The organism is Propionibacterium acidifaciens (genome assembly GCF_003798325.1).
Lineage (GTDB): Bacteria > Actinomycetota > Actinomycetes > Propionibacteriales > Propionibacteriaceae > Propionibacterium > Propionibacterium acidifaciens.
Window position 1 is genome coordinate 2,579,502 of the sequence record NZ_CP033719.1, and the last position, 11,827, is coordinate 2,591,328.

11 protein-coding genes are annotated in these 11,827 nt (G+C 74.4%); 10 read left to right on the forward strand and 1 reads right to left on the reverse strand.

Annotated features, from left to right (window positions below; all coding sequences use genetic code 11):
• Positions 1-92 precede the first annotated feature (92 nt).
• Positions 93-818, reverse strand: coding sequence for an IclR family transcriptional regulator (locus EGX94_RS11055; RefSeq protein ID WP_021797735.1), 726 nt, complete (start codon positions 816-818; stop codon positions 93-95).
• A 53-nt stretch (positions 819-871) separates the two neighbouring features.
• Between EGX94_RS11055 and leuC the strand changes: the two genes are divergently transcribed.
• The 10 genes from leuC to EGX94_RS11105 all read left to right on the forward strand — a co-directional run bounded on the left by leuC (position 872) and on the right by EGX94_RS11105 (position 11,747).
• On the forward strand, positions 872-2,272 hold the full coding sequence (leuC, locus tag EGX94_RS11060; protein WP_021797733.1) for a 3-isopropylmalate dehydratase large subunit: 1,401 nt from the start codon (positions 872-874) through the stop codon (positions 2,270-2,272).
• A gap of 13 nt (positions 2,273-2,285) precedes the next feature.
• Positions 2,286-2,900 carry a 3-isopropylmalate dehydratase small subunit gene (leuD, locus tag EGX94_RS11065; RefSeq protein WP_021797734.1) on the forward strand — a complete coding sequence of 205 codons (615 nt, stop codon included), beginning with the start codon at positions 2,286-2,288 and terminating at the stop codon, positions 2,898-2,900.
• A gap of 11 nt (positions 2,901-2,911) precedes the next feature.
• Complete coding sequence (locus EGX94_RS11070) at positions 2,912-3,706, forward strand: lysophospholipid acyltransferase family protein (RefSeq protein ID WP_192962652.1); 795 nt, start codon at positions 2,912-2,914, stop codon at positions 3,704-3,706.
• 75 nt (positions 3,707-3,781) lie between these two features.
• Positions 3,782-4,903: a D-alanine--D-alanine ligase family protein gene (locus tag EGX94_RS11075; protein ID WP_021797241.1), complete on the forward strand. Its 1,122-nt coding sequence runs from the start codon at positions 3,782-3,784 to the stop codon at positions 4,901-4,903.
• A 62-nt stretch (positions 4,904-4,965) separates the two neighbouring features.
• Positions 4,966-5,940, forward strand: a complete 975-nt coding sequence (locus EGX94_RS11080; protein ID WP_028706767.1) for a thiamine-phosphate kinase — start codon at positions 4,966-4,968, stop codon at positions 5,938-5,940.
• Between the two features lie 68 nt (positions 5,941-6,008).
• Positions 6,009-8,618 (forward strand): FtsK/SpoIIIE family DNA translocase, encoded by a 2,610-nt coding sequence (locus EGX94_RS11085; RefSeq protein ID WP_192962654.1) that lies wholly within the window; start codon positions 6,009-6,011, stop codon positions 8,616-8,618.
• A gap of 53 nt (positions 8,619-8,671) precedes the next feature.
• Entirely contained in the window at positions 8,672-10,165 is a 1,494-nt protein-coding gene (gene rimO / locus EGX94_RS11090; protein ID WP_123826317.1) for a 30S ribosomal protein S12 methylthiotransferase RimO, read from the forward strand.
• Complete coding sequence (gene pgsA / locus EGX94_RS11095) at positions 10,152-10,790, forward strand: CDP-diacylglycerol--glycerol-3-phosphate 3-phosphatidyltransferase (RefSeq protein ID WP_021798605.1); 639 nt, start codon at positions 10,152-10,154, stop codon at positions 10,788-10,790. Before rimO ends, pgsA begins: the two co-directional genes overlap by 14 nt.
• A gap of 12 nt (positions 10,791-10,802) precedes the next feature.
• Positions 10,803-11,297, forward strand: a complete 495-nt coding sequence (locus EGX94_RS11100) for a CinA family protein (protein WP_021798603.1) — start codon at positions 10,803-10,805, stop codon at positions 11,295-11,297.
• A gap of 147 nt (positions 11,298-11,444) precedes the next feature.
• Positions 11,445-11,747, forward strand: coding sequence for a helix-turn-helix domain-containing protein (locus EGX94_RS11105; RefSeq protein ID WP_021798606.1), 303 nt, complete (start codon positions 11,445-11,447; stop codon positions 11,745-11,747).
• Positions 11,748-11,827 lie beyond the last annotated feature (80 nt).

Genomic DNA, 11,827 nt, shown 5'->3' on the forward strand with positions numbered 1-11,827 from the left:
CCCGGGCCGCGGGGCGCCGGCCGCTGCGCCGGAGCGTCCCCCGGGGCGGCGCCTCCCGGGACGGGGGACGGTCGGGGCCGGGGCCCCCCGGCTCACTCGTCCCCGCGGGTGCGGCGCAGCACCTCGGAGAGGCGCTCCCCGGCGGCGATGACGGCCGGCGCGTGCAGCCTGCCGGGCTGGCGGGTGAGGCGCTCGATGGGCCCGGAGACCGAGACGGCGGCGATGACCCTGCCGGCGGGGGAGCGGACCGGGGCCGAGACGGAGGCAACGCCGGCCTCGCGCTCGCCGACCGACTGGGCCCAGCCGCGGCGGCGCACCGTGTTGAGCGCGACCGCCGAGAAGCTGGCGCTGGCCAGTCCCGCGCTGATCCGCTCGGGCTCGTCCCAGGCCAGCAGCACCTGCGCCGCGGAGCCGGCGTTCATCGTGAGCTGGGCCCCGACGGGGATCGTGTCGCGCAGGCCGCTGGGGCGCTCGGCCGCGGCGGCGCAGATGCGCACATCGCCCTGACGGCGGTAGAGTTGTGCCGACTCGCCGGTGATGTCGCGCAGCCGGGCGAGGATGGGGCCGGCGGTCGCCAGCAGGCGGTCCTCGCCGGCCGCGGCGGCGAGCTCGACGAGGCGCGGTCCCAGGACGAAGCGGCCCTGCAGATCGCGCCCGACGAGGCGGTGGTGTTCGAGGGCGACGGCCAGCCGGTGGGCGGTCGGACGGGCCAGACCCGTCGACTGCACCAGTTCGGCCAGCGTCATCGGCCCCTGCTCGAGGGCCGTGAGGACGAGAGCCGCCTTGTCGAGGACGCCGACCCCACTCGATTTGTCCATGAAGTGAGACTAGCATCTCGCATTTTGATATAACAAGGGCTAGGATCGAACTCATGGCGAGAACTCTGGTTGAGAAGATCTGGGATGACCACGTGGTCCGTTCGGGCGACGGGGAGCCCGACCTGCTCTACATCGACCTGCACCTCATCCACGAGGTCACGAGCCCCCAGGCGTTCGAGGGCCTCCGCCTCGCCGGGCGCGCCGTGCGCCGTCCGGAGTTGACCGTCGGGACCGAGGACCACAACGTCCCCACGACCGACGTCGACCGGCCGATCGCCGACCCCGTCTCCGCCCTCCAGGTGCGGACCCTGCGCGAGAACTGCGCCGAGTTCGGCGTGCCCCTGCACCCCCTCGGCGACGCCGAGCAGGGCATCGTCCACGTCATGGGCCCGCAGCTGGGCCTGACCCAGCCGGGCATGACGATCGTCTGCGGCGACTCGCACACCGCCACCCACGGCGCCTTCGGCGCCCTCGCCTTCGGCATCGGCACGAGCGAGGTCGAGCACGTGCTCGCCACGCAGACCCTGCCCCAGGCCCGCCCCCGCACCATGGGCGTGTTCATCGACGGCGAGCCCGGCCCCGACGTCACGCCCAAGGACCTCATCCTCGCCCTCATCGCCCAGGAGGGCACCGGCGGCGGCCAGGGCCACGTCGTCGAGTACCGCGGCGGGGCCATCGAGCGGATGTCGATGGAGGGCCGCATGACGATCTGCAACATGTCGATCGAGTGGGGCGCCAAGGCCGGTCTCGTCGCGCCCGACGAGACCACCGTCGAGTACGTCGAGGGCCGCCCGCACGCCCCCGCCGGGGCCGACCGGGACGAGGCCGTTGCCCACTGGCTCTCGCTGCGCTCGGACCCCGACGCCCGCTACGACGAGGAGGTCCACCTCGACGCCTCCCGGCTCGCCCCCTTCGCCACATGGGGCACCAACCCCGGCCAGGGCGTCCCGCTGGACGCCCGGGTGCCCTTCCCCGAGGACTTCGCCGATGCGGCGGCGCGCGCCGCCGCCGAGCGCGCGCTGGAGTACATGGACCTGCGGGCCGGCACCCCGATGCGCGACATCGCGATCGACACCGTCTTCCTCGGCTCGTGCACGAACGGCCGCATCGAGGACCTGCGCGCCGCCGCCGAGGTCATGCGGGGGCGTCGGATCGCCGACTCCGTGCGCATGCTCGTCGTCCCCGGCTCGGACGCCGTGCGCCGGCAGGCCGTGGCCGAGGGCCTCGACCGCGTCTTCACCGAGGCCGGCGCCGAGTGGCGCCACGCCGGCTGCTCGATGTGCCTGGGCATGAACCCCGACCGGCTGAGCCCCGGCGAGCGCAGCGCGTCCACCTCGAACCGCAACTTCGAGGGGCGCCAGGGCAAGGGCGGACGCACCCACCTGGTGAGCCCGGCCTCCGCCGCCGCGACCGCCGTCACTGGCCACCTGTCGGCACCGGCCGACCTGGACTGAAGGAGCAGCTGGCATGGAGAAGTTCTCGAGGCACACCGGCGTCCCGGTCCCGCTGCGGCGCTCCAACGTGGACACCGACCAGATCATCCCGGCCGCCTACCTCAAGCGCATCGAGCGCACCGGATTCGAGGACGGCCTGTTCAGCGCCTGGCGCGACGATCCCGACTTCGTCCTCAACCGGCCCGCTTGGCGCGCCGGCTCCATCCTCGTCGTCGGCCCCGACTTCGGCACCGGAAGCTCTCGCGAGCACGCCGTGTGGGCCCTGCAGAACTACGGCTTCCGGGTCGTCATCGGCTCGCGCTTCGGCGACATCTTCCGCGGCAACTCCGGCAAGGCCGGCCTGCTGCTGGCCACCGTGCCGCAGGGGGTCGTCGAGGAGCTGTGGGCCTTCTGCGAGGCCGAGCCGGGCCGGTCGATCACCGTCGACCTGCTCACGCGCACGATCGAGGCCGGCGGCCGGACCCACTCCTTCGAGCTCGACGACCACACCCGCCACCGCCTGCTCGAGGGCCTCGACGACATCGCCGTCACCCTCCAGCACGCCGACGACATCGCCGCCTACGAGGCCCGCCGTCCCGCCTTCATGCCGACGACCCCCGAGCGCGGCGCCGGGGCCCCGGCCGCCTGAGGCGCGGGACCGTGGACCCGCTGGGGCAGGCCCGCCGCCCCTACCGGGGCAGGCTGGGGCGCGTCAACGACGAGCCCACGACGCGACTCTTCGCGTCGCTGCCGCCGCTGGCCGACGCCCTCCTCGCGCCGGTGTGCCGGCTCCACTGCATCGGCCGGGAGAACATCCCGGACACCGGCCCGGTCATCCTCGCGCCCAACCACCTGTGCAACCTCGACCCCGTCGTCGTGGGGCGCTTCACCGTTCAGGCAGGGCGCTGGCCGCACTTCCTCGCGAGGGCGAACCTCTTCGACCTGCCCGTCGTCGGCCCGCTGCTGCGCGGCATCGAGCAGATCCCCGTCGAGCGCGGATCCGTGCGGGCCGCCGACTCGCTCGCCGCGGCCCGGGGGATGCTCGACGCCGGACGGGCCGTCATCGTCTACCCGGAGGGCACCTTCACCCACGACCCCGACGAGTGGCCGATGGCCGGCCACACGGGGGCGGCGAGGCTGGCGCTGACCACCGGCGCGCCCGTCGTCCCGATCGGGCAGTGGGGCGCGAACCTCGTCGTCCCGTCGCGCCGCCGCCCCGCCCGCCCGCACCTGTTCGGCCGCACCGACGTCGTCGTGCGGGCCGGGCCGGCCGTCGAGCTGTCGGACCTGGCGGGCCGCGGCGACCACGACCGCGCCGCGGTCCGCGAGGCCACCGTGCGCATCATGGACGCCATCACCGCCCAGACCGGGCTCGCCAGGGGCGAGCGGGCCCCGGTCGGGCGCTGGCACCCCGGCTGTCGGCGGCGCGTGCCCGCCGAGGAGGCGGTCCGCTGAGCGCCCGCCGAGGCCCGGGCGCCGGGCGTCCGGCCCACCGCTACGCTGGGGGCGGTCCTCCAGAAGGGAATCACGATGGGTGCTGATGAGCGCGTCACGATCGCCGTCGTCTTCGGCGGCCAGTCCAGCGAGCACGAGGTCTCGTGCCTCACGGCGGCCGGCGTGCTCGGCGCACTCGACCCGTCCCGCTACGAGGTGCACGGCATCGGCATCGACAAGCGGGGCGTCTGGCACCGGTACACGGTCGAGGAGATCGGGGCCCTCCGCGTCGAGGACGGCAGGCTCCCGGCGATCGGAGAGGACCGCCCCCGCGCCGTCATGGTGCGCGAGCCCGGCGGCGTGCGCCTGGCCACCCTCGAGGGCGACCGCCTCGTCGACCCGGTCCACGTCGACGTCGCCTTCCCCGTCATGCACGGCGCCTACTGCGAGGACGGCTGCATCCAGGGCCACTTCGAGATCCTCGGCCTGCGCTACGTCGGCTGCGGCGTCACGAGCAGCGCCAACGGCATGGACAAGGCCTTCATGCGCACCTGCTTCGAGCAGGCCGGCATCCCGCTCGTGCCGTGGCTGACGATCACGCCCGGCCGGTGGCGCGACGACCGCCGGGGCTGCCTCGCCCGCGTGAACGCCGAGCTGCGCTACCCCGTCTACGTCAAGCCCGCCCGCGGCGGCTCCTCGGTGGGCATCAGCCGCGTCACCGACCCCGCCCGGCTCGCCGAGGCCGTCGGGACGGCCCGCGCCGCCGATCCGAAGGTCGTCGTCGAGCAGGGCGTCGTCGGCGCCCGGGAGGTCGAGTGCGGCGTGCTCGGCGTCGCCGGAGGCGCCCCCCGGGCCTCGCGGCCCGGCGAGATCGTCATGCACGCCAACGGCGGCTTCTACGACTACGACGCGAAGTACCTGCCCGAGGAGCAGGTCGAGCTGCGGGTGCCCGCCGAGCTGCCCGCCGACGTCGCCGAGCGCGTGCGCGCCACGGCCGTCGCCTGCTTCGAGGCGCTCGACTGCGAGGGCCTGGCCCGCGTCGACGTCTTCGTCCTGCCCGACGGGGGCGTGGTGGTCAACGAGATCAACACGATGCCCGGCTTCACCGCGCACTCGATGTACCCGAGCATGTGGCAGGCCACCGGCATCGAGTACCCCGCCCTCGTCGACGCCCTCGTCGACCAGGCCCTGGCCAGGCCGGCCACGGTGCTGCGCTGAGCCGCGGCGCCGCGGCGGGTCCGGGACGGCGCCGGCGCCCCGGACCCGCTAGCGTTGACCCCATGCCGAGCACCACCTCATCCCATGCCCGCACCGTCGCCGACGTCGGCGAGTTCGGCATCATCGCCGACATCGTCCGCGACCTGTCGATGCCGCCCGCCGTGGCGACCGGCCCCGGGGACGACTCGGCCGTCTTCCTCGTGAACGGCTCGGCCGTCATGAGCACCGACATGCTCGTCGAGGGCGTCCACTTCCGCCGCGACTGGTCCAGCGGCACCGAGATCGGGCGCAAGGCGGTCGCCGTCAACGCGGCCGACCTCGAGGCCATGGGCGTCACGCCGCTCGTCATGAACGTCGGGCTCGGCGTGCCCGGCGACCTGCCCGTCCAGTGGGTGCACGACGTCGCCACCGGGCTGCGCGCCGAGGCCGACGCCGCCGGGCTGACCCTCGTGGGCGGCGACACGACGAGCGCTCGCGACGTCACCCTCTGCGTCACCGTCATCGGCCAGACCGAGGGCCGCGAGCCCGTCCCGCGCAGCGGCGCCCGTGCCGGGGACGTCGTCGCCTGCCGCGGCCGGCTCGGCTGGGCCGCCGCGGGGCTGGCGGCGCTCGGGCGGGGCTTCCGCAGCCCCCGGGCGGCCGTCGACTCCCAGCGGGTCCCCCTCGTGCCCTACGGCGCCGGACGGCAGGCCGCCCGGGCCGGGGCCACCGCGATGATCGACGTCTCCGACGGGCTCATCGCCGACCTCGGCCACATCGCCGACGCCTCGGACGTGCGCATCGACCTGCGCTCGGACGCATTCGAGCTGCCCGACCCGGTGCGGGCCGTCGCCGCGGCCACCGGCAAGGACCCGCTCGGCTTCGTCCTCACCGGCGGCGAGGACCACGCCCTCGCCGCGACCTTCCCCGCCGGCGCCGTGCCCGACGGGTGGGTCGAGGTCGGCGCGGTCGCCGAGACCGACGGGACGGCCCCCGGGGTCACCGTCGACGGCGCCGCATGGAGCGGGGAGGGCGGCTGGGAGCATTTCCGGGCCTGAGACCGGTTCCCGCCCGCCCCCGGCGGGTGGACTGGCAGCCCCCGGGGGCAGCGGGTAGCCTGAGCCCCATGGCGACCCGCGTGTCTTCCCCGTCGCGGTCCGGCGCCCGCAGCGGTTCGAAGCGTTCCTCGAACGCGACGAGCCGGGCCGCGGGCACGCGCACCCGCGGGGGCAACAGATCCAAGTCCACCCGCGCCAGGTCCTCCAGGGGCCGGGCGCGCGGCGCGTCGCGCCCCAACCCGCTGCTCCACGCCCTCGGCGTGGCGTGGTCCGGGCTGGCCGGCGCGCTCGGCGCCGGCGTGCGGAGGATCGGCCGCTCCGCGCGGGACCTCGACCCGGCCCTGCGCCGCGACGGCGCCGGCCTGGCGCTGCTCGTCGTCGCCATCGTCGTCGCCGCCGAGTTCTGGTTCGGCGTGCCCGGGGCGCTCGGGACGGGCATCCGCGTCGTCTGCAGCACGATCTTCGGCGCGGTCAGCTGCGTGCTGCCCTTCCTCTTGGGCGCCATGGCGTGGCGCACGCTGCGCAACCCCGAGGCCAACGGCCCGGCCGGCCGTCAGCTCGTCGGGTGGACCCTCTTCCTCATGGGCCTGCTGGGCCTCATCAACGTCACCGAGTCGCCGCTGCCCGGCCCCGCCGTCATCGACCGGATGCGCGCCCGCGGCGGCATCATCGGCTACATCTCCAGCTCCATGCTCAACCAGCTCATGCCCGCCTGGCTCACCGGCGTGCTGCTGTTCTTCGTCGCCCTGTTCGGCCTGCTCGTCATCGTCGGCAGGCCCGTCTACGAGATCGTCGACCAGGTCCGCGACGCGTTCACCGGGGCCCAGGACCGCCGCGACAGGGCCATGGCCGCCCGCCGCGAGCGCAGGTCGCTCAAGTACGGCGTCGACGAGGCCTACGACACCCCGATCATCGAGGAGCACCGGCCCCGCGGCCGCCGCGCGGGCGCGCGCCCCGAGCCGACCGGCGGGCCCGAGGAGGTCTTCGACGCGGAGTCCCCCGACGGTCCCGCGCAGGCGCCGGCCGCGCGGGCCGGGGCCCACGAGCAGTACGCGCCCGAACCGGCCGCGCGGCCCTCGGCCGCCGAGCCCGAGCAGCACGCGCTGCCGCTGCCGGCCCCCGAGCCCGAGCCGGAGCCCGCCGGGCTCGCGGCCCCCGAGCACGCCCAGATGCCCGCGCGCGTCGAGCAGCTCCAGCTGTCCGGCGACGTCCAGTACACCCTGCCCGAGCTGTCCCTGCTCAAGCCCGGCTCGGCGCCCAGGGCCCGCACCGCGGCCTCCGACGGGCTCGTCGACGCCCTCCAGTCCGTGTTCAGCGAGTTCGGCATCGACGCCCAGGTCACCGGCTACACGCGCGGCCCGACGGTCACCCAGTACGAGGTGGAGCTCGGCTCCGGCGTCAAGGTCGAGAAGGTCACGGCCCTCCAGCGCAACATCGCCTACGCGGTCGCCTCGCCCGACGTGACGATCCTGTCCCCCATCCCCGGCAAGTCCGCCATCGGCATCGAGATCCCGAACAAGGACAAGGAGGTCGTCTCCCTCGGCGACGTCCTCCGCAGCCCCCAGGCCCGCGCCAACGACAAGCCGCTCATCGTCGGCCTGGGCAAGGACGTCGAGGGCCGCGTCGTCCTGGCGAACATCGCCAAGATGCCGCACCTGCTCGTCGCCGGCGCCACCGGCTCGGGCAAGTCGAGCTTCGTGAACTCGATGATCACCTCGATCATGGTCCGGGCCACCCCCGACGAGGTCCGCATGATCCTCGTCGACCCCAAGCGCGTCGAGCTCAACCAGTACGAGGGCATCCCGCACCTCGTGACGCCCATCATCACGAACCCGAAGAAGGCCGCCCAGGCCCTCGAGTGGGTCGTGCAGGAGATGGACCACCGCTACGACGACCTCGCCGCCTTCGGCTTCCGCCACATCGACGACTTCAACAAGGCGGTGCGCGCCGGGCAGGTGCAGCTGCCCCCCGGCTCCGAGCGCGAGCTCTCCCCGTACCCGTACCTGCTCGTCGTCGTCGACGAGCTGAGCGACCTCATGATGGTCGCCCCCCGCGACGTCGAGGAGTCGATCGTCCGCATCACCCAGCTGGCCCGCGCCGCCGGCATCCACCTCGTCCTCGCCACCCAGCGCCCCTCGGTCGACGTGGTCACCGGCCTCATCAAGGCCAACATCCCCTCGCGGCTGGCCTTCGCCACGAGCTCGGCCACCGACTCGCGGGTCATCCTCGACCAGACCGGCGCCGAGCGCCTCGTCGGCCAGGGCGACGGCCTCTTCCTGCCGATGGGTGCCGCCAACCCGAAGCGCGTCCAGGGCAGCTGGGTCACCGAGGCCGAGATCCGCGAGGTCGTCGACCGCGTCAAGTCCCAGCTGGAGCCCCAGTACCGCGCCGACGTCACCGTCCCTGCCGGCGGCGAGAAGAAGGTCGCCGAGGACATCGGCGACGACCTGGAGCTGGTCCTCGAGGCCTGCCGCCAGGTCGTGGAGCTGCAGCTCGGCTCCACCTCGATGCTCCAGCGCAAGCTGCGCATCGGTTTCGCCAAGGCCGGGCGCATCATGGACATCCTCGAGACCCGCGGCGTCGTCGGGCCGTCGGAGGGCTCCAAGCCCCGCGACGTGCTCGTCAAGCCGGACGACCTGCCCGAGACGCTCGCCTCGCTGTCGGGCGAGGCCGCCTGAGGTGCGCCGGCCGGTTCGCGCCCGCGGGCGCGGCGGTGGATACTGAGACCATCATGGGCAGGACCACAGTGCACCTCATCAGTCTCGGCTGCGCCCGCAACGACGTCGACTCCGAGGAGCTCGCCGGGCGACTCGAGGCCGGTGGCTTCGCCCTCGTCGCCGAGCCCGCCGAGGCCGACGCGCTCGTGGTCAACACGTGCGGCTTCATCGAGCAGGCCAAGAAGGACTCCATCGACACGATCCTGTCCGCCGCGGACCTCAAGTCCGGCGGCCGCGCCCGGGCCGTCGTCGCCGTCGGCTGCTTGGCGCAGCGCTACGGCCGCGAGCTGGCGCGGGCCCTGCCCGAGGCCGACGCCGTCCTGGGCTTCGACGACTACACCGACATCGCCGAACGGCTCCGCACGGTCCTCGCCGGCGGACGCCCCGGCGCTCCGGCGCCCCGCCGGGACCGCCGCACGCTGCTGCCCCTCGCCCCCGTCGACCGCCACCTGGCGCCGACGGCGGTGCCCGGCCACCAGGGGGAGCTGCCGGCGGGCCTGGCCCCCGCGTCCGGTCCGCGGACGCCCCGCCGCCGCCTGGGCCACGAGCCGTGGGCCCCGCTGAGGATCGCCTCCGGCTGCGACCGCCGCTGCGCCTTCTGCGCCATCCCGGGCTTCCGCGGCGCCCATCTGTCGCGCGAGCCCGCCCTGGTCGTCGAGGAGGCCCGCTGGCTCGTCGACCAGGGGGTGCGCGAGATCATGCTCGTCTCGGAGAACTCGTCGAGCTACGGCAAGGACCTGGCCGACCGGCGGGCGCTCGAGGGGCTGCTCGCCGAGCTCTCGCGGATCGACGGGCTCGAGTGGATCAGGGTCAGCTACGTGCAGCCCGCCGAGCTGCGCCCCTCGCTCCTCGACGCGATGGTCGGCACCGAGAAGGTCGTGCCCTACTTCGACATCAGCTTCCAGCACGCCGCTCCCGCCGTGCTGCGCCGCATGCGCCGCTTCGGCGACCCCGAGAGCTTCCTCGGGCTCCTCGGGCGCATCCGCGAGCGGGCCCACCGGGCCGGCATCCGCTCCAACGTCATCGTCGGCTTCCCCGGCGAGACCGAGCAGGACGTCGACGTCCTCGCCGACTTCCTCACGAGGGCCCGCCTCGACGTCACCGGGGTCTTCAGCTACTCGGACGAGGAGGGCACCGCGGCCGAGCGGCTCGACGGGCACCTCGACGAGGACGGGATCGCGGCCCGCCACCGGCGTATCGCCGATCTCGTCGACGAGCTCGTCGACCAGCGCGCCGCCGAGCGGATCGGCGAGCCGGTGAGCGTGCTCGTCGAACGCGTCGAGGACGGCCTCGTCGAGGGCCGCGCCGCCCACCAGGGGCCCGAGGTCGACGGCGTCACCGAGCTGCGCACCGCCCCCGGCGGTGAGCCGCCCCGCGTGGGCGGTCTCGTGGCGGCTACGGTGGTGGCAGCGAACGGCGCCGATCTGGTCGCCGAGCCCCTGACCGGTGCCGGTGCGGGCGTGCGGAACGAAGCGGAACGGGGGTGCGGCGAGCATGAGCGAGCCTGAGGCGAGCGGGCCCGAGCAGCAGGACACGACACTGGCCTTCGCCTGGAACGTCCCGAACATCCTGACGATCCTGCGCCTGGTCCTCGTGCCGGTCTTCGCGCTCGTCCTGCTCACGCACCCGCACGACCACGTCTGGCGCCACTGGGCGACGGCCGTCTTCGTCATCGCCATCCTCACCGATCTCGCCGACGGGCGGATCGCCCGCAAATACCACCAGGTCACCAACTTCGGCAAGATCTGGGACTCGATCGCCGACAAGGCGCTCACCGGCATGGCCTTCGTCGGCCTGTCGATCATCGGCGAGCTGGCCTGGCCGATCACCCTCGTCATCCTCGTCCGCGAATGGGGCATCACCGTGATGCGCTTCCGCGTGCTCAAGTACGGCGTCATGGCGGCGAAGCGCGGCGGCAAGCTCAAGACGACCCTCCAGGGCGTCGCCCTGGCCATGTTCCTCGTGCAGGTCCCCGACACCGTCACCTGGTTCTGGGCGCTGCGCTGGTTCATCATGTGGGCGGCCTTCGCGCTCACCGTCCTGACCGGCATCGACTACGTCTTCGACGCCCACCGGCTGCGCCGCGACGCGCTGCGGGCCGGCCACCCCATCGACTACAGCGCCCGGCACTGAGGGACGGGCGGCGTGGACGGGGGCACCGGGGCGCTCGCCGAGCGGCTCCTCGCGCTCTGCCGGCGGCGCGGCCTGCTGCTCGCCACCTGCGAGTCGATCACCGGCGGCGGCATCGGCTGGGCGCTCACCGCCGTGCCCGGCGCCTCGGACGTCTTCCGGGGCGGGCTCATCACCTACGCCAGCGGGCTCAAGGCCTCACTGGCCGGGGTCGACGCCGCGTTCATCGCCGCCCACGGCGTCGTCAACGAGCGGACCGCCCGCGAGATGGCCGAGGGGGCGGCCCGGGTCTGCGGGGCCGACGTGGCCGTCGCGGTCACCGGCACGGCCGGGCCCCTCGGCCAGGACGGCGTCGCCCCCGGCACGGTGTGGGTCGGCGCCCGCACCCCGGACGGCACGCGCACCCACCGGCTCGCGCTCGACGGCGACCGCGCCCGGATCCGCGAGGAGACCGTTCGCCGCGCCCTCCGGCTGACGGTCGAGGCGCTCTCGCAGCGCCCGGCCCCATAGCACCGGGGCCCCGGCCCGCCCGCACCGGGGTCCGGGAATGTTCGCCCGACGGGAATGAATCGGCGTCATGGCCTGTTGAACCCAGTGTGACCGCGGGGCCGACCTCCATCGGAGGGCGGGGCCGCGCAACCGGCGAGGGGAGAGAACGTGAAGCCGTTGTTGGTCCGTGAACTGCTCGGTGAGGCGCTCAGGGAGCGCCGCATGAGCCAGGGGCGCACTCTTCGTGACGTCTCGCTGTCCGCCCGGGTGAGTCTTGGCTACCTCTCCGAGGTGGAGCGGGGCCAGAAGGAGGCCTCGAGCGAGCTGCTCTCCTCGATCTGCACCGCCCTTCGCGTGCCGATGTCGGAGATCTTCCGCCGGGTGAGCGAGAAGCTCCTCGTCGCCGAGATCGGGAACGGCGAGAACCCGACCGCGTCGACGACCCGCCACGGCACTGTGGTCGCGGCCTGAGGGCGCGCACCGACCGGGAACCCGTGCCGCAGCGGGGCCGCCGCCCGGATGACCGGGCGGCGGCCCCGCTGCGCGCCGGC